This window comes from Massilia niastensis DSM 21313 (assembly GCF_000382345.1).
GTDB lineage: Bacteria > Pseudomonadota > Gammaproteobacteria > Burkholderiales > Burkholderiaceae_D > Telluria > Telluria niastensis.
The window spans coordinates 1-22,279 of the sequence record NZ_KB908106.1; the positions used below are offsets into that span (position 1 = coordinate 1).

A 22,279-nucleotide genomic window follows, 5' to 3' on the forward strand; every position below is an offset into this window, starting at 1 on the left:
TTCGGTACTGCATTTTTGCTGCACTGCGAAGCGTTGTGTTCGTCAGCAGCAGAGAAGCGAGATTATGCGGTGTTTTGCGTTTGTCGTCAACTTCTTTTTGTTTCACCCTCTGTTCAGAGCGCTTTGCAGCACTGTCTGCGTCGAGGGAGCGAGACTATAGCAAGCCGCGCCCGGTTAACGCAAGAGGGACATGCAGTTGGCGTTCGCTTACAACAACCAGTCGATGGGCAGCCAGGACATCAGCCAGACGGCCGTGCGCTTGCGCCAGGTCGTGCCCGGCTCCACGTCATGCCGCAGCGTCCTCCCCTCCTGACGTTCGATCCAATACAGGGCGCCGTCCTTGTCGAGGCGAACCTCATAGGCACGCTTCGGGATGGCGCGATCCAGCCTCAGCGCCAGGCGGCGCGCCAGCTCCGGGCTATCGATGACCACGCCCATTTCGGTATTCAGGTGCATGGAGCGCTGGTCGAGATTGAAGGAACCGACGAACAGGCGCTCTCCGTCCACGGCGAACGTCTTTGCATGCAGGGCCGAATCCGAGCTTCCCGGACCGCCCGCCTGCTTTTCCCCCGGCTCTCCCGCCCATTCGCGCCGCAATTCATACAATCTCACACCCGCCTCCAGCAGCGGCTTGCGCCACTCGGCATAACCGGCATGCACCGCCGCGACGTCGGTCGCTTCCAGTGAATTGGTCAGCACCCGGACGCTTGCGCCGCGCCTGGCGAAGCCGATGAACTCATTCGCGGTGTCCTTGCCGGGCACAAAATACGGCGAGACGAGGTCGAGACCGCGCTGCGGATTGCCGAACAAGGCCCTGAGCTTGTCGGCGACGATCCCATTCTTCCCCGGGTTGCCGGTCACTTTGCCGGGCGAGTCGCTGAGCAGCCGCACCGGCGCCCAGTCGAAGGACGGCGCTCCCTGCGTCAGCTGGTCGAAAAATGGCAAATTCCGGACCGCCTCCATATATGTGTGCGCAAGCGCGGCGTCGCGCGTCGGCTGCGCAGCACCGGCAGCGGCAGCGGACACGATCGAGGCCAGCGGATAGGCGGAGGGGCTGTTCCAGTAGCGGTCGAAGGTGTTCGAAACCTCCCTCACCACCGGCCCGACGGTGATCACGTCCAGGTCGACAAACAGCACCGCGCTCGCGGCGCCGTAGTATTCGTCGCCGACGTTGCGCCCGCCGACGATGCTGATCTGGTTATCCGCAGTGAAGGACTTGTTATGCATGCGCCGGTTCACGCGCGCGAAATCGGTCACGAAATTGAGTGCACGCGGCTTCCGGATTGCGAACGGATTGAACAGGCGGACTTCGATCAGCGGATGCGCATCCAGCTCCGCCAGCACCGCGTCGAGTCCGGACGTGGTGTTATCGTCGAGTAGCAGGCGAACCCGCACGCCGCGGCCGGCCGCCGCCTTGAGTTCGTCGAACAGCAGGGTGCCGGTGGTGTCGTTGCGCCAGATGTAGTACTGGATATCCAGGCTGCGCTGCGCATGCTGCGCCAGCAGGGCCCGGGCGGCGAAGGCCTCGCGCCCTTCCTGCAGCGCATGAATCCCCGTCAACCCGGGATGGGCGACGGTCAGCGGAACGATACACCTGCCCAGGTAGGTGTCGTCGGTGCCGGTCACGGCCACCGAGGCGGCGCGCCGGTTCAGCGCCGGCAACGAATCGACCTTGCTCGCGACCACGATCACTCCCGCGAAGAGCGCCAACGAGAGCAGCCAAAGCAGCTTTCGTGGCGCCCTCACTCGTCAGAGCCCTTCGAAATTCGGCTTGCGTTTCTCCAGGAAGGCCGACATGCCCTCTTTCTGGGCCGGCGTGCCGAATGCGGCGTGGAAGAAACGGCGCTCATAGCGTACGCCCTCGGTCAGGGTCGTCTCATAGGCGCGGTTGACCGAATCCTTGATCGCCATCGCGACGCTCACCGGCATCTCGGCGATCTGGGTCGCGACCGCCAGCGCCTCTTCCATCAGCCGGTCGGCCGGGAAGATGCGCGACACCAGTCCGGTGCGCTCGGCTTCCGCCGCATCGATCATGCGCGAGGTCAGCAGCATGTCCATCGCCTTCGACTTGCCGATCGCGCGCGGCAGGCGCTGGGTGCCGCCGGCGCCCGGGGTCACGCCGACCTTGATCTCAGGCTGGCCGAACTTGGCGCTGTCGGAAGCGATCAGGAAGTCGCACATCATCGCCAGTTCGCAGCCGCCGCCCAGGGCGTAGCCGGCCACCACGCCGATGACCGGCTTGCGCACATTCAGGATGTGTTCCCAGTTGCGGCCGATGTAATTACCCGGATAGGTATCGGCATAGGTGTAGTTGGCCATCGCGGCGATGTCCGCGCCCGCGGCGAACACCTTGTCGCTGCCCGACAGGACGATGACGTTGACGGCCGGGTCGGCGTCGAACTTGTACAGGGCCTGGCCCAGCTCGTTCATCATGTTGTCGTTCAGCGCGTTCATCGCCTTCGGACGGTTCAGGCGGATCACGGCGACCTTGCCGTGGGTTTCGATCAGCAGATCTGCATATTCCATGAGACATCCCTTCATCGGTTTGGACGGATTGCCGCGATTGTAACGGTTCCTGCCGCGTAATCGGCGGTATGATTATTTGTTCAGCAATACGCTCCGCGAGACTACCATCCTTTTCCTACGCAACAAGCGCATCGCCCGCCACTTCGCCGGCGACAGGCTGCTGGGCAGCGCCGATTTCCGCCGTTTCTGGTTCAGCAGCATCCTGGCCCACTTCGGCTCCCAGATCACCCTGCTGGCCCTGCCGATCTGCGCCGCCCTGCTGATGCACGCGACACCCGGCCAGATGGGCATCCTGGCCGCCTTCGAATCCCTGCCCTTCCTGCTGTTCGGGCTCCCGTCCGGCGTCCTGCTGGACCGCAACCGGCGCCTGCCGATCATGATGTGCAGCGACCTGATGGTGGCCACCGCCCTGGCCAGCGTGCCGCTCGCCTGGTGGTTCGACGCGCTGTCGGTTGGCTGGCTGTACGCGGTGGGCTTCGCCATCGGCACCGGCTACGTGGTCGGCGGCAGCGCCGAGCAGGTATTCCTGACCTTCCTGGTCGGACGCGACGGCCTGGTGGATGCGCAATCGAAGTTCGCCGCGACCGAGTCGGCGGCCCGGCTGGTCGGTCCGGGCATGGCCGGCGCCCTGGTGCAGGTACTGGGCGCCCCGGTAGCCATCTTATGCAACGTCGCCGGCTTCGTCCTCTCCCTGTGGAACCTGACCCGCATCCGGGCGCGCGAACCGAAACCGGAGCGCCCGCCTTCGCATCCGCTGCGCGACATCCAGGAAGGGCTGGCCTTCGTCTGGAACCACCGGCTGCTGCGCACCCTCGCCTATACCTCGGCCAGCTGGCACCTGCTGTTCTATGGCTACACGGCCCTGCACGTGCTGTTCGCCACCCGCGTGCTCGGCATGTCGCCCGGCGTGATGGGAACGGCGCAAATGCTGGGCGGCGCCGGCATCCTGGCGGCGTCGATGCTGGTCAAGCCGCTCTCGCGGCGGCTGGGCACCGGCAGCGCGATCCTGGTCGGACTGTGCATGTCGGCGCTCGGCTTCGCCCTGGTGCCGGCGATTCCGCCGGCGCTGTTCGGCAGCGCCACCCTGACGGCGCTCGCCTACGGCATCGTGGTGTTCTGGATCGATTGCGGCGCCACCCTGTTCTTCGTCCCCTATTCCGCGCTGCGCCAGCGGGTCACGCCGGACGCGCTGCTGGGACGGATGGTGGCGACCATGCGCGCGCTCACCGTGGCCGCCGCGCCGCTGGGAGCGATGCTGGCCGGCGCGCTCGGGGAGGGTTTCGGCGTGCGCGCGGGACTGGTGTGCATCGCGCTGGGCGCGATTGCGCTGGCGGCAGGCGCCGTGTTCGGCGCCCGCCTGCGCGAGGTGCGCGATTAAAAAGGACTAGCGCTGCCGCGACACCGACTGGGCCGGCGCCAACGGCGCCGCCGGGCGCGGCAACAGCACCCAGATCGTGCCGCGCTGCTTCATCTTCCCTGCGTTGTCCACCGCCGGGGCGCCGAAGCCGTAGAAGAAGTCCGCCCGCACCGCGCCGCGGATGGCGCCGCCGGTATCCTGCGCCATCATCAGGCGCTGCATCGGCACTTCGCTGCCGGCCTCGGTGGTGGCCAGGAACAGCGGCGCGCCGAGCGGCACGAAGGCCGGGTCGATCGCCACCGAGCGCCCCGGGGTCAGCGGCACGCCCAGCGCGCCCTTCGGGCCGACAGAAGGGTCGGGCAGGCGCTCCTCGCGGAAGAAGATATAGCTGGGATTGACGTTGAACAGCTCCTGCTGGCGTCCCGGATGGGTGGCGATCCAGGCGCGGATACCCTGGGCGGTCGCCTCCTCGGCGCTCAGTTCGCCCTGCTCCACCAGCCAGCGGCCGATCGCCTTGTAGGGATGGCCGTTCTGGTCGGCGTAGGAGACGCGCACGGTTTCGCCGCTATCGAGCTGCACGCGGCCCGAACCCTGCACCTCGAGGAAGAAGGCTTCGACCGGATCGTTCACCCACAGCAGCTCCTTGCCCGACAGCGGCGCGCGCGCGATGTCGGCCCGGCTGTTATAGGGAATGACGCTCTTGCCCGACAGGCGGCCGCGCAGGCGCCGGCTCTTCAGGTCGGGGTAGACGCTGCCCAGGTCGATGGTGATGAGGTCGTCCGGCACCCGGTAGAGCGGGGTCTGGTAGGCGCCGTTGCGCTTGCGCGAGCCATACAGCATCGCCTCGTAGTAGCCGGTGATCAGGCCGGTGTCGGCGCCATCCGCGCTGCGCATCAGGTTGGGGACGAAGTAGCCCTCGAAGAACTGGCGCACGGCGGCGGCATCGCCCGCATCGACCGTGCGCGCGGCCGCGCAGGGCAGCTTCCAGTCGGCCTTGGACGCCAGGCCGCGGCAGGACTGCATGAAGGCGGGCCAGGCTTCGCGCAGATCGTCCTGCTCCCAGCCGGGCAGCGCGCCGAAGGTGGTGGGCGTCATCGGGGGCACCGGCTGGACCGGCGGCACCACCACGGGGCCGAGCGGCGGCGGCATCCGGTCGGGCGGGATCGGCGCCTGCTGCGGCGTGGGCGGGATCGGCGGGACCGCCGGCTCGGGCGGGATCGGGCCCTGCGGCGGCGTGGTGGAACAGGCGCTCAAAAAGGCGACGAGGGCAAGCGAAGCGGTTACACTGCGGCGTGTCGAAAGCATAAGGAACGATATGTGGATCTTGATGGTGGAAGCCGGCGTGGCATTGTTCCTGCTGGTGTTTATCGTCTGGTGGACGATGTTCGCCGGCCGCAAGGACGTCGACCGCAAGGCCCCTCCCCGGCCGCCGGCGCCGGGTGACGCACGAAGCGACGGCGACCGGGACAAGCCTTGATCAGTGCAATGCGCGCGGCAGCGACAGCACGAACTCGGGAATGGTGACTTCGAAGCGATGGCCGTCCTCGGCCACGCAGAAGTATTCACCCGCCATCGAGCCCTGCGGCGTGGCGATCTGGGTGCCGCTCGAGTATTCGAACTGCTCGCCCGGCTGCAGCAGCGGCTGGTGGCCGACCACGCCCAGGCCGCGCACTTCCTGTACATGATTGCTGGCATCGGTAATCACCCAATGACGCGAGATCAGCTGCGCGGCGATACTGCCGGTGTTCCTGATCGTGATCGTATAAGTGAACACGAAATTGCCCTGGTCCGGATTGGACTGCTCCGGCAAGTATTGCGTTTTGACGGTAACAGCGAAATCGTAAGCGGACATTGACTTTCCTTGCGTGGAATTGGAAATTGCTCGCCTGACATCAGAGCGGGCGCTTGTGCCGTATGGCGCAAACGACAATCATACCGCCTGTGGACGAAAGCAGTCGCCAGGCCTGCGGCGGCTTGCACCCAAGCAGCGTAAAATAGCGGATTCACCGTAACCGCACCGTCCTCCCATGACCTACCGTATCGCTCCCAGCATCCTGTCCGCCGACTTTGCCCGCCTGGGCGAGGAAGTGCGCAATGTCGTCGCCGCCGGCGCCGACATCATCCACTTCGACGTGATGGACAACCACTACGTCCCCAACCTGACCATCGGCCCGCTGGTGTGCCAGGCGATCCGCCCGCACGTGCAGGTGCCGATCGACGTGCACCTGATGGTCAAGCCGGTCGACCGCATCATCCCGGACTTCGCCAAGGCCGGCGCCGACATCATCACCTTCCACCCGGAAGCGTCGGACCATATCGACCGCACCCTGCAGCTGATCCGCGACAACGGCTGCAAGGCCGGCCTGGTGTTCAACCCGCACACCCCGATGCACTACCTGGACCACGTGATGGACAAGATCGACATCATCCTGATCATGTCGGTCAACCCGGGCTTCGGCGGCCAGTCCTTCATCCCGCAGGCACTCAAGAAGACCGCGATCGCGCGCCGCATGATCGACGAATCGGGCCGCGACATCATGCTGGAAGTCGATGGCGGCATCAAGGCCGAGAACATCGCCGAAGTGGCGGCCGCAGGCGCCGACACCTTCGTGGCCGGTTCGGCCATCTTCGGCAAACCCGACTACAAGGCCGTGATCGACGCCATGCGCGCCGAACTGGCCAAGGTCGGTAAATAATGCGGGCCGGCGCAGCGGCGATCAAGGCCGCCATCATCGACCTGGACGGCACCATGCTCGACACGGTGCCCGACTTCGAGGCGGCCCTGAACGGCATGCGCCGCGACCTGGGCCTGGCTCCCATCACCCAGGAGACCATCAAGCCGCTGGTCGGCAAGGGCTCCGAGAAGCTGGTGCGCGACGTGCTCTCGCTCGACTGGGAAACGGCGCGCGTGGAGGAGGCCTACCATGACGCCATGGCCGGCTACCAGCGCCACTACCTCGCCATCAACGGCGAACGCGCCACCCTGTTCGACGGCGTGCTCGAGGGGCTGGACGCCATGCGCGCGCTGGGCCTGCGCCTGGCCTGCGTGACCAACAAGCCGGTCGCGTTCACCACCCCGCTGCTGGCGCAAAAAGGATTGGCGCCGTATTTCGAGCTGGTCTACGGCGGCGATTCGTTCCCGAAGAAGAAGCCCGACCCGATGCCGCTGCTGCAGGTGTGCAGCGCCTTCGACCTGCCGCCGAGCCAGGTGGTGGCGATCGGCGATTCCTCGAACGACGCCGAAGCCGCGCGGGCCGCTGCCTGCTATGTGCTCACCGTGCCATATGGATATAACCACGGACGGCCTATACAAGAAATTAATTCCGATGGTATAGTTAGTTCGCTGCTGGACGCAGCTGACCTGATCCGTGCCCACAATCGCACATCACGCTAACTTATATATACATGTTTTTCACCAAAAAACACACTGTCAACCAGACCGGCGCCCTTGAGGCCTGGCTGTGGCGACGCTGGCAATCCTGGGCTAAGTAACCCGTCCCGATTGCTGCCGGTCGCGCTCGTCCTCCGGCAGGTTTTTTGACAAGAACCACCGCCCCTCCTTGGGCGGTCTGGAGAAAAGCATGACCGAACTCGAATTCAAATCGCTGGCCAACCAGGGCTACAACCGCATCCCATTGATCGCGGAAGCCTTCGCCGACCTCGAAACCCCGCTCACGCTGTACCTCAAGCTGGCCCAGTCCCAGCAGTCCGGCAAGAACACCTTCCTGCTGGAGTCGGTGGTCGGCGGCGAGCGCTTCGGCCGCTATTCCTTCATCGGCCTGCCCGCGTCGACGCTGGTGCGCACCACCGGCACCCGCACCGAGGTCGTGAAGCACGGCGAAACGGTCGAGACCTTCGACGGCAATCCGCTCGACTTCATCGAACAGTACCAGCAGCGCTTCAGGGTCGCGCTGCGCCCCGGCCTGCCGCGCTTCTGCGGCGGCCTGGCCGGCTACTTCGGCTACGACACCGTGCGCCACATCGAGCGCAAGCTGGCGCACACCTGCCCGCCCGACGAACTGGGCCTGCCGGACATCCAGCTGATGCTGACCGAAGAACTGGCGGTGATCGACAACCTGTCGGGCAAGCTGTACCTGATCGTGTACGCCGACCCGTCGCTGCCGGAAGCCTTCGCCCGCGGACGCCAGCGCCTGAAGGACCTGCGCATGATGCTGCGCCGGAGCGTCGACGCCCCCGTCACCTCCAGCTCGGTGCGCACCGAAGCCGTGCGCGACTTCAGCAAGGAAGACTACCTGAAAGCGGTGGCCCGGGCCCACGAATACGTGATGGCCGGCGACCTGATGCAGGTCCAGATCGGCCAGCGCATCCGCAAGCCCTACGTCGACTCGCCGCTGTCGCTGTACCGCTCGCTGCGCTCGCTGAATCCCTCGCCCTACATGTACTACTACAACTTCGGCGACATGCAGATCGTCGGCGCCTCGCCGGAGATCCTGGTGCGCAACGAGGCCCTGCCGGAGGGCGGCAAGAAGATCACCCTGCGCCCGATCGCCGGCACCCGTCCGCGCGGTTCGACGCCGGAGCGCGACACCGAGCTGGCGGCCGAACTGCTGGCCGATCCGAAGGAGATCGCCGAGCACGTGATGCTGATCGACCTGGCGCGCAACGACATCGGGCGCATCGCCGAAACCGGCAGCGTCAAGGTCACCGACCGCCTGGTGATCGAGAAGTACTCGCACGTGCAGCACATCGTCTCGAACGTCGAAGGCCGCCTGAAGGACGGCATGTCGAACCTCGACGTGCTGCGTGCGACCTTCCCGGCCGGCACCCTGACCGGCGCGCCGAAAGTGCGCGCCATGGAAATCATCGACGAGCTGGAGCCGGTCAAGCGCGGCATCTATGGCGGCGCGTGCGGCTACCTGTCGTTCGGCGGCGAGATGGACGTGGCGATCGCGATCCGCACCGGCGTGATCAAGGACGGCAACCTGTACGTGCAGGCCGCGGCCGGCATCGTGGCGGACTCCATTCCCGAGATGGAATGGCAGGAAACCGAGAACAAGGCGCGCGCGGTGCTGCGCGCCGCCGAACAGGTCCAGGACGGCCTGGATGGGGAGCTCTGACATGCTGCTGATGATCGACAACTACGACTCGTTCACCTATAACATCGTCCAGTATTTCGGCGAACTGGGTCAGGACGTGCGCACCGTGCGCAACGACGAAATCACGCTCGAGCAGATCGAGGCCATGAAGCCGGAACGCATCTGCATCTCGCCGGGACCGAAGTCGCCGAAGGATGCCGGCATCTCGCTCGACATCCTGCGCGAGTTCAAGGGCAAGCTGCCGATCCTGGGCGTGTGCCTGGGCCACCAGGCCATCGGCGAAGCCTTTGGCGGCAAGGTGATCCGCGCCAAGCAGGTCATGCACGGCAAGACCTCGCTGATCGCCCACACCGGCGAAGGCGTGTTCAAGGACCTGCCGACTCCCTTCACCGTGATCCGTTACCACTCGCTGGCCATCGAACGCGCTTCGCTGCCGGCCTGCCTCGAAGTGACCGCCTGGACCGACGACGGCGAGATCATGGGCGTGCGCCACAAGGAGTACGACATCGAGGGGGTGCAGTTCCACCCGGAGTCGATCCTGTCGGAACACGGCCATACGCTGCTGAAGAATTTCCTCACGCGCTGATCCGCAGCCGTGCTGGCGCCGCCACGGCGGCCTGACGCCCCTATTACGCCTAGCATACTGGAACCGCCATGCCGATCACCCCACAAGAAGCCCTGCTGCGCTGCATCGAACACCGTGAGATCTTCCACGACGAGATGCTGCACCTGTTCCGCCAGATCATGTCGGGCGAAATGTCGCCCACCATGATCGCCGCGCTGACCATGGGCCTGCGCGTGAAGAAGGAAACCATCGGCGAGATCACCGCCGCCGCCCAGGTCATGCGCGAGTTCTCGACCAAGGTGCCGATGGCCGACACTACCCACCTGCTCGACATCGTCGGCACCGGCGGCGACGGCGCCAACACCTTCAACATCTCGAGCGCCTCGATGTTCGTGGCCGCCGCCGCCGGCGCGCGGGTCGCCAAGCACGGCGGGCGCAGCGTGTCCTCCTCGTCCGGCAGCGCCGACGTGATCGAGGCGCTGGGCGCCTGCATCGACCTGAAACCCGAGCAGATCGCGCAGTCGATCGCGCAGACCGGCATCGGCTTCATGTTCGCGCCGAACCACCACGCGGCGATGAAGCACGCCGCCCCGGTGCGCCGCGAACTGGGCGTGCGCACGATCTTCAACATCCTCGGACCGCTGACCAACCCGGCCGGCGCGCCGAACATCCTGATGGGCGTGTTCCACCCCGACCTGGTCGGCATCCAGGTGCGCGTGCTGCAGCGCCTGGGCGCCCAGCATGCGATGGTGGTCTGGGGCCGCGACAACATGGACGAGGTCTCGCTCGGCGCCGGCACCCTGGTCGGTGAACTGGTCAATGGCGAGATCCGCGAATACGAGATCCACCCGGAGGACTACGGCCTCTCGATGATCTCCAGCCGCAACCTGAAGGTGGCCGACAGTACCGAATCGAAGGCGCGCGTGCTGGAAGCGCTGCGCGGCGAGCCGGGACCGGCGCACGACATCGTCGCCCTGAACGCCGGCACCGCGCTGTACGCGGCGGGCGTCTGCGCCTCGATCGAGGAAGGCCTGGCCAGGGCGCGCGCGGCGATCGCCTCCGGCGCGGCGCTGGCCAAGCTGGAGCAGTTCGTGCAGGTCACCCGCCAGCTGGGCGGCGCGGCCTGAGGCGCGGCATCGCGCTGGCGCTATCGAAACAACCCTGAAAGTCCCACATGTCCGACATCCTGAACAAGATCCTGGCCGTCAAGGCCGACGAAGTGGCCGCCGCCAGGAAGCAGCGCGACCTGGCCAGCCTGCGCCGCGAGGTCGAGAGCGACCTGGAAGCGCGCCGCACCCTGCGCGGCTTCGAGAACGGCCTGTGCGCGAAGATCGCCGCCGGCCACGCCGGCGTCATCGCCGAGGTGAAGAAGGCTTCGCCCTCGAAAGGCGTGTTGCGCCCCGACTTCCAGCCGGCCGCGATCGCGCAAAGCTATGCCGAACATGGCGCCGCCTGCCTGTCGGTGCTGACCGACGTCCAGTTCTTCCAGGGCTCGCCCGACTACCTGCGCCAGGCGCGCGCCGCCTGCCCGCTGCCGGTGCTGCGCAAGGACTTCATGGTCGACCTGTACCAGGTCTACGAGGCGCGCGCGATGGGCGCCGATGCGATCCTCCTGATCGTCTCGGCCCTCGACCATGGCCTGATGGCGGACCTGGAAGCCTGCGCCCTCGAACTGGGCATGGATGTGCTGGTGGAGGTGCACGACGGCGAGGAACTCGACGCCGCGCTGAAGCTGCGCACGCGCCTGCTGGGCATCAACAACCGCAACCTGCGCAGCTTCGAGGTCACGCTCGACACCACCCTGGGACTGCTGCCGCGCATCCCTGCGGACAAGCTGGTGGTGACCGAGTCGGGCATCCTCGGCCCGGGCGATGTGCAGCGCATGCGCGACGCCGACGTGCACGCCTTCCTGGTCGGCGAAGCCTTCATGCGCGCGCCGAATCCGGGACTGGAACTGCAGCGGCTGTTCGCCTGAACCCCGCCGGGCGGACTCTCCCACTTCCCCTTCCGGCGAATGCGCTGCGCCCGATGCGCCGCGCATTGCGCCCTCCCCGCGACCTTGCGGCCTGCGCCGCCGCACTGCCATGCCATGGCGCCCGCTCCGTACGCGCACAGGCAAGGGCCTTGGAGTATCGTATCGATACTGGCCGCGAGGCGCCGGCCTTCTCGCCATATGAATGGGTGCTGCCAAATATGCAACAATTTGACAGTTCATTTTTTCTCTCCCATGTGCATGGATCAACTACACTGACGCCTTTCCCGAGCAAATGAATCGTATGCACGATTGCGCCAACGAGCCTTCCACTCCGCCGACAGAGCGGAGAATTGTTCCCAGCCATATCGACTTCCCGGTCGTGGGCATCGGCGCTTCCGCCGGCGGCCTGCCGGCCCTGCTACGCTTTTTCGAGAACATGCCTCAGCGGACCGGCATGGCCTTCGTCGTGATCCTGCACCTGTCGCCGAAACACCAGAGTTCGGCGGACAAGGTCCTGCAGCGCGCGACCGGCATGCCTGTCATCCAGGTCGTGGCGCCGGTACTGCTCGAGCCTGACCACGTGTACGTGATCGCACCCAGCAAGCAGCTGTCGATGGTCGACGGTTACCTCAGCCTGTCCGAGCTGCAACGTCCGCGCGGCGGGCATATCGCGATCGATATCTTCTTCCGCACCCTGGCCGAAGTGCATCGCGAACGCGCGATCGCCATCGTGTTGTCGGGCACCGGGTCGGACGGCGCGGTCGGCCTGACGCGGGTCAAGGAACAGGGTGGCCTGACCCTGGTGCAGTCTCCGGAAGACGCCGAGCACGACGGCATGCCGCAGGCGGCCATCCGCACCGGCATGGTCGATTTCGTGCTGCCGGTGGCGGACCTGCCGCAAAAGCTGGTCGACCTGTGGGACAACGCGCGCATCATCGAGCTGCCGCCGACCGGCGAAGGCGAGGATCCGGGTGCCCACCTGCCGGACCCGTCCGCCGTCGACCTGGCCGAGGATGCGCTGCAGCGCATCATCGCGCTCCTGCTCAGCCGCACCGGCCGCGATTTCCGCCAGTACAAGCGCGCGACCGTGCTGCGCCGCATCGAGCGGCGCCTGCAGGTGCGCGGCGTGCACACGCTGCCGGATTACTGCGCCCTGCTCGAATCCGACCCGCGCGAGCACGCCGCCCTGCTGGACGACATGCTGATCGGGGTCACGAACTTCTTCCGCGACCGCGATTCCTTCGAAGCCGTCGAGCGCGAGATCGTTCCCGAGCTGTTCAAGGACCGCGGGCCCACGGAGGAAGTCAGGGTGTGGGTGGCCGCCTGTTCCACCGGCGAGGAAGCCTACTCGATGGCGATGCTGCTGGCCGACCACGCGGCCGAGATGGCCCAGCCGCCCTCGTTCCAGGTCTTCGCTTCCGATATCGACGAGCAGGCCATCGTCCAGGCCCGCAACGGCGTCTATCCGGCCTCGATCATCACCGACGTGGCGCCGGTGCGCCTGCGCCAGCACTTCGCCAAGGATGGCGACCGCTACCGCATCCGCAAGGCGATCCGCGACCGCATCCTGTTCGCCGCCCACGATCTCCTGCGCGACCCGCCGTTCTCGCGGCTCGACCTGGTCTCGTGCCGCAACCTGCTGATCTACCTGAACCGCGACGCCCAGTCCCGCGTCCTCGAAATGTTCCATTTCGCGCTCAAGCCGGGCGGCTACCTGTTCCTCGGCAGCTCGGAGTCGGCCGAGTCGGTCAGCGATTTCTTCATCCCGGTCGACAAGAAGAACCGCATCTACCGCGCCCGTCCGACCGCGCGCGCCGTGCGCTACAGCGGCGGCCAGGTGTCCGGCAACATCGCCCGCATCCCGGACGCCGTCGCGCGCCAGCCGGCCCGGCGCCAGTTCTCGTATGCGGAAGTACACCAGCGCGCCCTGGCCCAGGTCGCGCCGCCCTCGGTCGTGCTCGACCGCGAATCGAACATCGTCCACATGTCGCAGCCGGCCGGACAGTTCCTGCGCATGGGTGGCGGCGAGCCCTCGCGCAACGTGCTGGCGCTGGTGCTGCCCGAGCTGCGGCTCGAACTGCGCAGCGCGCTGTACCAGGCGCACCAGAACGGCGTCACCGTCGAATGCCGCCCCATCCCGCTCCAGCTGCCCACCGGCTCGCTCACCATCGGCATGCGGGTCCAGCCCTATCGCGACGAGGAAAGCGCCGGCGAGTTCATCCTGGTGCTGTTCACCGAAGTGGCGCCCGACACGGTGGCGCCGCCCGGCGGCGAGGTACGCGGCGCCGACGTGGTCCTGGCCCAGCTGGAAGCGGAGCTGCAGCGCGTCAAGGAGCAGCTGCGCGAGACAATCGAGTATTCCGAGGTCTCGACCGAGGAGCTGCGCGCCTCCAACGAAGAGCTGCAGGCCATCAACGAGGAGCTGCGCTCGGCGACCGAGGAGCTGGAAACCAGCAAGGAAGAGCTGCAGTCGGTCAATGAAGAGCTGATCACGGTCAACTACGAGCTCAAGGTCAAGGTCGAGGAAACCGGCAAGGCCAACGACGACCTCAACAACCTGATCGCGTCCACCGACATCGCCACCGTGTTCGTCGACAGCGCGCTGCGCATCAAGCGCTTCACGCCGCGCGCGGCCGACATCTTCAGCATCATTCCGTCCGACCTCGGCCGCTCCCTGCTCGACCTGACCCACCGGCTCGACTACGACGAGCTGGCCGATGACGTCAGCGCCACCTTCGAATCCCTGCGTCCGGTCGAGCGCGAGGTGCGCAGCAACGACGGACGCTGCTACATCGTGCGCCTGCTGCCGTACCGCACCATCGAGGACCGGATCGAAGGCGCCGTGATGACCTTCTTCGACATCAGCGCGCGCCGCCAGGCCGAGGAACAGGTGCGGGCCGGCGAGGCGCGCATGCGCCTGGTAGCCGAAAGCACCCATGACTACGCCATCGTCACCACCGATGCCGGCGGACGGGTCACCAGCTGGAACAAGGGCGCCGAACGGATCTTCGGACATACCGAACAGGAAATGCTGGGCTGCCTGCTCGACCGCCTGTACGTGCCCGAAGACCTCGAACGGGGCGCTCCCGAGGACGAGATGCGGCGCGCCCGCGAGGAAGGCCGCGCCGAGGACGAGCGCTGGCACATGCGCAAGGATGGCAGCCGCTTCTTCTCGAGCGGCGTCACCACCCCGCTGGGCCCCAACGCGGCGTACGGCTATGCCAAGATCGCGCGCGACCAGACCGACCGCCTGCGCCAGATGAGCGAACGCGACGAGGCGATCAGCCACGAACAGCGCGAACGCTACAGCGCCGAGAATGCGATGGCGATGAAGGACGAGTTCCTCGCGATCATGTCGCATGAACTGCGCCAGCCGCTCAACATGATCAACATCAACGCCGAACTGCTGTCGCGGGTGCCCCAGGTGCGCGAATCCGGCACCGCGCTGCGGTGCACCAAGGCGATCCGCCAGTCGGTCATGAGCCAGGCCACGATCATCGAAGACCTGCTCGACATGTCGCGCGTGCGTACCGGCAAGCTGGCGCTGTCGATGGCGCCGGTAGACATCGGCAAGGTGGTCGGCGCCATCATCGAGGTGGCGCACGCCGACCCCGTGTCGCGCGGGCTCGAGATCGCCCTCAGCGTGGTCGACGAGGGCATGTGCGTGATGGCCGATGCGGTGCGCCTCGAGCAGGTGGTGATGAACCTGCTCAGCAATGCCATCAAGTTCACGCCGGCGGGCGGCCGGATCGAAGTCCGCCTGGCGTGCGAGAACGGGAAGGCGCGGATCGACGTGGCCGATACGGGCCAGGGCATCGCACCGGGAAGCCTGCCGAAGATCTTCGACATGTTCGGCCAGCCCAACTCGGTGACCACCCGCTCCAAGGGTGGCCTCGGCATCGGCCTGGCGCTGGTGCGCGAACTGGTCGGCCTGCATGGCGGACGGATCGAGGCGTTTTCGGAGGGGATCGGCAAGGGCTCCCTCTTCTCGGTCTGGCTGCCGCTGCTGGAGCAGCAGCATCCGGCCGCCGACGGCGCCGAGGGCGAGGCGACAGGCCCGCACATCAATGGCTTGCGCATCCTGGTGGTCGACGATGTCGAGGATGCGGTGGAGGTCATGAAGGCGCTGCTCGACATGCATGGCGCCCACGTGCTGACCGCCACCAGTGCGCTGGACGCACTCCGGCTGCTCGAGCACGAACAGGTCGACCTGCTGGTATCGGACATCTCGATGCCGGCGATGGACGGCTATGCGCTGCTGCGCGAAGTGCACGCCATGCCCCGCCATGCCCACCTGCCGGCGGTGGCGGTCACCGGGCTGGGACGCGAGCAGGACATCGCCCAGGCGCGCGAAGCCGGCTTCGCGGCGCATCTCGGCAAGCCGATGTCGATCGACCGCCTGATGGCGATCATTCCCGAGCTGCTGCGGCGGCGCGCGCACTAGGCCGGGCGGCCGCGCAGCACGCGCACAGGCGCCGGTTGCGCAGGTGCGCGTACAGCAGCAGCACGCCGCTGGCGATCGCGCAGCCCGCTTCCGCCAGTTCGCCGAACAGCGGGCTGATGACGAATACGGCGGCGAGGAAGCAGCCGAGTCCCGCGATGCCGGCCGCCAGCACCCTGGCGTCGCGGTGCCTCAGGTAACCGGGCAGCAGCGCCAGCAGGACCGGCAGGCTGATCGCGGCCAGCAGGGTGTCGTGGAAGCCGTCATGCGCGTGCGCCAGGCCGAGCATGGGAAAGGCCGCCAGCAGCAGCGGCATGGCCAGGCAGTGCGCCAGGCACAGCGCGGACGCCGTCATGCCTGCATAGTCGCCGAATCTGATCAGGCCCTTCATGTCCACCTCCATGTCAATCGATGACGGGCCGGCCCCATGCCGGCCCACTGGTGCGCGCGTCAGAAGACCAGGCGCAGGCCGGCGGTCAGGTTGCGGCCGGTCAGCGGCGCCGCTTCCTTGATGAAGGAGGTGTGGCTGAACGCCAGTTCGTCGGCCAGGTTGTTGATGCGTGCGTAGAACTGCGCCGGCACGCCGCCGATGCGGGTGGTGTAATGGGTACCCAGGTTCAGCATGTTGTAGCCGCCGGTCGGGGCTTCGAAGTCCGCCACCTTGTCCTGCTTGCCGACGCGGTAGAACTCCACCAGGCCGTGCCAGTTCCGCCAGTTGCCGTCCAGCTTGACGCCGACGCGGTGGGCCGGGATGCGCGGCAGGTTGCGGCCGCCCTCCCCGCCGTCGAACCTCGCGCGCACGTAGTCGCCGAACACGGTCGCGTCGAGCGACGCCGACAGCTTGCGGCGGATCTCGCCTTCCAGGCCGGTGAAGGTCGCGTCGCGCTGGGCGTACTCGATCAGCTGGAAGCCCTCGTGGTCGTCGAGCGTGTGCGCGTGGATGTAATTGTCCACGCGGTTGTGGAAGGCGCTCAGCGAGAACGTGGTCGGGCCCGCGAACTTGCGCAGGGTCAGGTCCAGGTTGTTCGAGGTTTCCTTGACCAGGTCCGGGTTGCCGATCTCGTAGGTGGCGGTGGCCAGGTGCACGCCGTCCGCATACAGTTCCTCTGCGCTCGGCAGGCGGTGGCTGCGCGAGAACGAGGCGCGCAGCGAGTAGTCGGGGCGGAACTTCCAGACCGCGCCCACCGACGCAGAGGTGCCGCGCGCGCTGGTGTCGTCCAGGCTGCTGCCTGCGACCGCGATATCCTGCCATTCGTGGCGCAGGCCGGCCTCGAAGCGCCAGTCCTTCAGCTTGTATTCCTCGGTCAGGAAGGCGGCATGCTTCTTCGTGACGCTCGACGGCACGTAGGCTTCCGCGCCGGTGGCGCTGAAGTCGCGCCGCGTGGTCTGCACGCCCGCCACGCCGCGCCAGCCCTTCATCGGCGCGTGTTCGGCCTCGAGGCGCAGGTCGTGGCCCTGGCTGGCGAACGAGGTCGCCACCTCGGTGCCCTCGATCTCGTCGTGGCGGTACTCGGTGAACGAGGCGCGCAGGCGCAGCTTCTCGATGCCCGCCACCGGATTGCGGTACTCGCCGCGCACGTCCCAGCGGTCGCTCTCGAGCTTCACGTAAGGCGCCGCGCCATGCTCGTCGCCATGCTCGTGCTCGTGCCCGCCCTCTTCCTCCCCGTGCTCCTCGCCGCCGCAATGCAGGTGGTCTCCATGCGGGTGGCAGCTTTCGAACTCGTGGTGGTGGCCGGGGATGCCGTATTCGGTACGCTCCCTGGTATACGCCGCGCCGAGGTAGCCGCGTGCGCCGATCCAGGACAGGCCGACGGTGCCGGTCGCGGTTTCCTTGTAGCTGCCTTCGACCTTGCGGCCTTCGCTCCAGCCGCTGCCGACCCGGTAGGGCTGGGCGTCGCGCTTGACGCCTTCGGCGTGGACCGCGATGTGATCGCCCGCACGCCCGGTCAGCTCGAAGGCGCCGGTCTTCTCGCGCGCCGCCGAATTGGTGCGCACTTCGGCGCTGCCTTCGACCGCCTTGTCCGGCATCCGGGTCGGGATCTTGCGGTCGAGGATATTCACCACCCCGCCCACCGCGCCGCCGCCATAGGCCAGCGCCGACGGGCCGCGCAGCACCTCGATGCGCTCGGCCAGCACCGGCTCGAAGGCGATCGCATGGTCGGGGCTGATGGTGGAGGCATCCTGCACTTCCGCGCCGTCCGACAGGATCTTCACGCGCGGACCGTCCATGCCGCGGATCACCGGGCGGCTGGCGCCGGCGCCGAAGTGGCTGGACGTGATGCCGGGCTGGTTGGCCAGGGTTTCGCCCAGGGTCGACTCGCGCACGCGCACCAGTTCCCCGCCGCCGAGCGAGGTCACCGGCGTGACCATGTCGTCGCTGATCACCCCAAGCGCGCTGGCGGAAACGACGACGGTCGGCACGCTGTCCGGATCGGCGGCCAGGCGGTCCGGCGCGGTCTGGGCGAATGCGGCCAGCGGCGCGCCGAAGGCCAGCGCGAGCGCCAGGGTGAGCGGCGTGCGCTTGCAGGTGAAGTCAGGCATGGATGCTTCCTCGATGATGGATGAATGAGCCGGTCCGGGCGCTGCCGCGGCGCTCCGGAACCTCATTGATAGTGATAAGCCATTATCAATAAGCACTAATGATAAAGCATTCTCATTAGAGACTCAAGCCTCGGCTGGCCGGCGAGCGGGCCTTGATGTATTCTTCGGGGATGCAACGCAATACACGCCAGAAATCCGCCATCCTGCATGCGATCGAACATGCGCGCCGCCCGCTTTCCCCGCAGGAGGTGCTGGCCGAGGCCAGCCAGCAGGTGAGCCAGCTGGGCATGGCGACCGTGTACCGCAACCTGAAGACGCTGGTGGACGAAGGTTCCCTGAAGGTGGTGACCCTGCCGGGCGAAAGCGCGCGCTACGAGCCGACCAGCGCCGCCGAGCACCACCACCACCACTTCCAGTGCACCAGCTGCCAGCGGGTGTTCGACGTGCACGCCTGCCCGGGCGACATCGAGCACATGGCGCCGAAGGGATTCAGCGTCGAGCGGCACGAACTGACCCTGTACGGCCGCTGCGCCGACTGCCTGAAGGCGTCCTGAACGGAGCGCCGGGCGCCGCGGAAGCCCGCGGCGCTGCCTATCGCATGCTTACTTCGCGAGGACGTTCAGCACGGCCAGGCTCATCGCCTGCGCACCCGTCCTGATCGACGGTTCCGGCACCGGCGCATAGAACGGCGAGTGGTTGAAGGCGATCGGCTTGCCGCCCGGGCGCTCCGCCTCGGCCAGCGTCTTCGGATCGTACACGCCGGTGAAGAAGAACATCGACGGCACGCCTTCGTTCACGAACAGCGAGAAGTCCTCGCTGGCCGTCATCGCCGGCATGCGCTGGGCGTTCGCGGCGCCGAAGGCATCCTTGAACACGGCTTCGGTCTTGCGCACCAGTTCCTCGCTGTTGACGATGGCCTGCCCGCCGCCGACCAGCTGCACGTCCGGCGCCGGGGCGCCGGCCATCGCGGCCGAGGCGTTGGCCACGCGCCGCACGCCGTCGAGCAGCTTGGCGCGCACCTGCGGGCTGTAGGAACGGATGGTGCCGCGCACCTGCACGCTGTCGGGAATGATGTTGCCCACCGTCCCGCCCTGGATCGCGCCGATGGTGACGACGCCGAATTCCTTCGGGTCCTTCTCGCGGCTGACCACGGTCTGCACGTCGACCACGAAACGCGCGGCGATCGCGATCGGGTCGACCGTCTTGTCCGGCGCCGAGCCGTGACCGCCGCGGCCCTTGAACACGATCTCGAGCGAATCCGAGTTCGACGACACCGGGCCGTCGTTGAAACCGACCGTGCCGTGCGCCAGCGGCCACGAATGCAGGGCGAAGGCGTAGTCCGGCTTGGGGAAGCGCTTGAACAGGCCGTCGTCCAGCATGGCCTTCGCGCCCGCGACGATTTCCTCGGCCGGCTGGCCGATGAAGACCAGGGTGCCCTTCCACTGCGACTTCAGCTCGACCAGGGTGCGCGCCGCGCCCAGCCAGCTGGCCATGTGGATGTCGTGGCCGCAGCTGTGGGTGACGAAGCTGTCGCGTCCATCGCTGACCGCTTTCGCCCGGCTGGCATACGGCAGGCCGGTCTTTTCTTCCATCGGCAGGCCGTCCATGTCGGTCCGCACCAGCACGGTCGGGCCCTTGCCGTTCCTGTAGACCGCGACCACGCCGGTCTTGCCGACCTTTTCGGTCACCTCGAAGCCCAGCGCGCGCATCTCGGCGGCCAGCTTGCCGGCGGTGCGCACTTCCTGGAAGGCGATCTCGGGATGGGCGTGCAGGTCCTTGTAGACCTTGTCGAGCCACGGGTACATGGCGCCCACGCGGGTGGCGACATCGGATTTAAGCGGGGCGGCCTGCTGGGCCGATGCGGGAAGGATGGACAGCGTCAGGGCGGCTGCGGCGGCGATGCGGGTGAGTGGATGGGTCAATTGGGCCTCTTGTGAGCGGGGTTGGAATTCCGCTCACAACGATAACATGCCGCCCCTATCCGGTCACACCGCGCTCGGACGCTTGATCGCGGCCGACTTCTTGCCGGCCACCGCCGGCGCCAGCGTGATGCCCGCCGTCTTGTCGCCCTGCAGGACCAGTTCGAAGGCCATCAGCTCGTCGCGCCGGAAGGCGTGCACGGTCACCGTGTCGCCGACCCGGTAGCGTCCCAGCAGCGCGTCGACGTTCGACGGCATGCCGGATACGCGCAGGCCGTCGATCGCGATCACCACGTCATGCGCCGACAGGCCGGCCAGGTGCGCCGCCCCGCCCTCGTGCACCTGGGTCAGCTTGGCGCCCAGCGGATCGCGGGCCAGGCCGGCGTCCAGCGAAGGCTTGCCGCTCTTGCGCTCGTCCACCAGCTTCACGCCCAGCGGCGCATACAGCTTGGCCAGCGGCAGGTCTTCGGTGCCGCGCACCCAGCGCTCGAACAGGTTCTTCAGCTTCAGGCCGCTGACTTCGTCGAACAGCGCCTCCACCTCGGCCTCGGTCACGCCGCGGCCGACGCCCGGATAGAAGTCGCGGCCGTAGCGCTCCCACAGCGCCAGCATCACGTCGTCGAGCGACTTCGCGCCATTCGTCTTGGCGCGGATGGTCAGGTCGAAGGCCAGCGCGATCAGCGAACCCTTGGCGTAGTAGCTGATGATCGCGTTCGGCGAATTCTCGTCCTGGCGGTAGTACTTGCTCCAGGCGTCGAAGCTGGAATCGGCCACGCTCTGCTTGGTGCGGCCGCTGCCGCGCAGCACGCCGCCGATGGTCTTGGCCAGCAGCTTGAAATACGTGGCTTCGCCGATGATCCCGCTGCGCACCAGCATCAGGTCGTCGTAGTAGCTGGTGAAGCCTTCGAACAGCCACAGCAGCGGCGTGTAGTTCTCGACCTGCAGGTCGTAGGGCGCGAACACCGACGGCTTGATGCGCTTGACGTTCCAGGTGTGGAAGTACTCATGGCTGCACAGGCCCAGGAAGCGCAGGTAGCCTTCGTTCGGCTCGCCGCTCTTGGGCGCCGCGGTGCCCGGCAGGTCGGCGCGCGCGCAGATCAGGGCGGTCGAGGCGCGGTGCTCCAGGCCGCCGTAGCCGTCGCCGACCGCCATCGTCATGAACACGTAGCGGTCCATCGGCGCGCGCCTGCTGCGCGGCTCGAAGAAGGCGATCTGGGTTTCGCAGATCGCCTTCAGGTCGGCCTGCAGGCGCGCCATGTCCAGGTTCGGCACGCGGCCGGTGATCACGATGTCGTGCGGGATGCCGTGCGCCTTGAAGCTCGCCAGTTCGAAGTCGCCCATCTCCACCGGATGGTCGATCAGCTCGTCGTAGCTGGCGGCCGCATAGGTGCCGAAGCCGTAGCGTTTGGCGCCCAGTTCCGGCATCGCGGTCGCCACGCGCCAGGTCCTGGCGGCGGGATCGGCCGGGCGCTGGATGTCGACCTGGTGCGCCATCGCCTCCTGCCCCACGACGCGCAGGAACACGCTGGTGCCGTTGAAGAAGCCGTGGGTCTGGTCGAGGTGGGCGGCGCGCACCGACAGGTCCCAGGCGTACACCTCGTAGTGCAGGGTCAGCGGGCCGGCGACGGGCGCCGCGCGCCAGGAATGCTTGTCGAGCTTGGCCAGTGCGACCTCGGCGCCGCCCGACTCGGCGCGGATGCGCACGATGTTGCGGGCGAACTCGCGGATCATGTAGCTGCCCGGGATCCAGGCCGGCAGCGCGAACTCCTGTCCTTCAGGGTCCGGGGCGGCGACCGTCACGGTCACGTCGAACAGGTGGCCGGCCAGGTCCCTGGGGACGATGGTGTACTGGATTGCAGGCTGCTTTTTTTGGGATGGTTTCTTCATGATGAGCTAAG

18 protein-coding genes are annotated in these 22,279 nt (G+C 67.2%); 10 read left to right on the top strand and 8 right to left on the bottom strand.

Annotated features, from left to right (window positions below; all coding sequences use genetic code 11):
* Positions 1–207: 207 nt before the first annotated feature.
* Together H162_RS0117640 and H162_RS0117645 are read right to left on the bottom strand one after the other, a co-directional pair.
* Positions 208–1,686, bottom strand: coding sequence for a phospholipase D family protein (locus H162_RS0117640; RefSeq protein ID WP_229452127.1), 1,479 nt, complete (start codon positions 1,684–1,686; stop codon positions 208–210).
* A gap of 63 nt (positions 1,687–1,749) precedes the next feature.
* A complete protein-coding gene (locus H162_RS0117645; RefSeq protein WP_020654816.1) occupies positions 1,750–2,526 on the bottom strand; it encodes an enoyl-CoA hydratase in 777 nt (258 codons plus the stop codon).
* A gap of 76 nt (positions 2,527–2,602) precedes the next feature.
* On the opposite strand from H162_RS0117645, the gene H162_RS0117650 reads away from it, so the two are divergent.
* A complete protein-coding gene (locus H162_RS0117650) occupies positions 2,603–3,904 on the top strand; it encodes an MFS transporter (RefSeq protein ID WP_020654817.1) in 1,302 nt (433 codons plus the stop codon).
* Positions 3,905–3,910: 6 nt separating this feature from the next.
* On the opposite strand, the gene mltA is transcribed toward H162_RS0117650, so the two are convergent.
* The gene (gene mltA, locus H162_RS0117655; protein WP_051109951.1) at positions 3,911–5,188 is read right to left on the bottom strand and encodes a murein transglycosylase A; all 1,278 of its coding nucleotides are present in this window, start codon (positions 5,186–5,188) and stop codon (positions 3,911–3,913) included.
* Positions 5,189–5,198: 10 nt separating this feature from the next.
* Here mltA and H162_RS34760 point away from each other — a divergent pair, with 10 nt between their 5' ends.
* Positions 5,199–5,360 carry a hypothetical protein gene (locus tag H162_RS34760; RefSeq protein WP_020654819.1) on the top strand — a complete coding sequence of 54 codons (162 nt, stop codon included), beginning with the start codon at positions 5,199–5,201 and terminating at the stop codon, positions 5,358–5,360.
* On the opposite strand, the gene apaG is transcribed toward H162_RS34760, so the two are convergent.
* Complete coding sequence (apaG, locus tag H162_RS0117665; RefSeq protein WP_020654820.1) at positions 5,361–5,735, bottom strand: Co2+/Mg2+ efflux facilitator ApaG/CorD; 375 nt, start codon at positions 5,733–5,735, stop codon at positions 5,361–5,363.
* A gap of 175 nt (positions 5,736–5,910) precedes the next feature.
* On the opposite strand from apaG, the gene rpe reads away from it, so the two are divergent.
* From rpe to H162_RS0117700, 7 genes are all read left to right on the top strand, one after another.
* Positions 5,911–6,579: a ribulose-phosphate 3-epimerase gene (gene rpe, locus H162_RS0117670; protein ID WP_020654821.1), complete on the top strand. Its 669-nt coding sequence runs from the start codon at positions 5,911–5,913 to the stop codon at positions 6,577–6,579.
* Positions 6,579–7,277: a phosphoglycolate phosphatase gene (locus tag H162_RS0117675; RefSeq protein WP_020654822.1), complete on the top strand. Its 699-nt coding sequence runs from the start codon at positions 6,579–6,581 to the stop codon at positions 7,275–7,277. Before rpe ends, H162_RS0117675 begins: the two co-directional genes overlap by 1 nt.
* Before the next feature lie 187 nt (positions 7,278–7,464).
* Positions 7,465–8,961, top strand: coding sequence for an anthranilate synthase component I (gene trpE / locus H162_RS0117680; protein WP_020654823.1), 1,497 nt, complete (start codon positions 7,465–7,467; stop codon positions 8,959–8,961).
* Position 8,962: 1 nt separating this feature from the next.
* A complete protein-coding gene (locus tag H162_RS0117685; protein ID WP_020654824.1) occupies positions 8,963–9,526 on the top strand; it encodes an anthranilate synthase component II in 564 nt (187 codons plus the stop codon).
* A gap of 68 nt (positions 9,527–9,594) precedes the next feature.
* Positions 9,595–10,632, top strand: coding sequence for an anthranilate phosphoribosyltransferase (trpD, locus tag H162_RS0117690; RefSeq protein WP_020654825.1), 1,038 nt, complete (start codon positions 9,595–9,597; stop codon positions 10,630–10,632).
* Between the two features lie 47 nt (positions 10,633–10,679).
* Positions 10,680–11,480: an indole-3-glycerol phosphate synthase TrpC gene (gene trpC, locus H162_RS0117695; protein WP_020654826.1), complete on the top strand. Its 801-nt coding sequence runs from the start codon at positions 10,680–10,682 to the stop codon at positions 11,478–11,480.
* Positions 11,481–11,781: 301 nt separating this feature from the next.
* Positions 11,782–15,924 (top strand): CheR family methyltransferase, encoded by a 4,143-nt coding sequence (locus H162_RS0117700; RefSeq protein WP_084677046.1) that lies wholly within the window; start codon positions 11,782–11,784, stop codon positions 15,922–15,924.
* Here H162_RS0117700 and H162_RS0117705 read toward each other — a convergent pair.
* Positions 15,890–16,312: a MerC domain-containing protein gene (locus H162_RS0117705; RefSeq protein WP_156885673.1), complete on the bottom strand. Its 423-nt coding sequence runs from the start codon at positions 16,310–16,312 to the stop codon at positions 15,890–15,892. The genes H162_RS0117700 and H162_RS0117705 overlap by 35 nt on opposite strands.
* A gap of 59 nt (positions 16,313–16,371) precedes the next feature.
* On the bottom strand, positions 16,372–18,462 hold the full coding sequence (locus H162_RS0117710; RefSeq protein WP_020654829.1) for a TonB-dependent receptor domain-containing protein: 2,091 nt from the start codon (positions 18,460–18,462) through the stop codon (positions 16,372–16,374).
* Between the two features lie 170 nt (positions 18,463–18,632).
* On the opposite strand from H162_RS0117710, the gene H162_RS0117715 reads away from it, so the two are divergent.
* Positions 18,633–19,016 (top strand): Fur family transcriptional regulator, encoded by a 384-nt coding sequence (locus tag H162_RS0117715; RefSeq protein ID WP_020654830.1) that lies wholly within the window; start codon positions 18,633–18,635, stop codon positions 19,014–19,016.
* A 48-nt stretch (positions 19,017–19,064) separates the two neighbouring features.
* On the opposite strand, the gene H162_RS0117720 is transcribed toward H162_RS0117715, so the two are convergent.
* On the bottom strand, positions 19,065–20,384 hold the full coding sequence (locus tag H162_RS0117720; RefSeq protein WP_020654831.1) for an amidohydrolase: 1,320 nt from the start codon (positions 20,382–20,384) through the stop codon (positions 19,065–19,067).
* A gap of 63 nt (positions 20,385–20,447) precedes the next feature.
* Positions 20,448–22,268 carry a M61 family metallopeptidase gene (locus H162_RS0117725; RefSeq protein WP_020654832.1) on the bottom strand — a complete coding sequence of 607 codons (1,821 nt, stop codon included), beginning with the start codon at positions 22,266–22,268 and terminating at the stop codon, positions 20,448–20,450.
* Positions 22,269–22,279 lie beyond the last annotated feature (11 nt).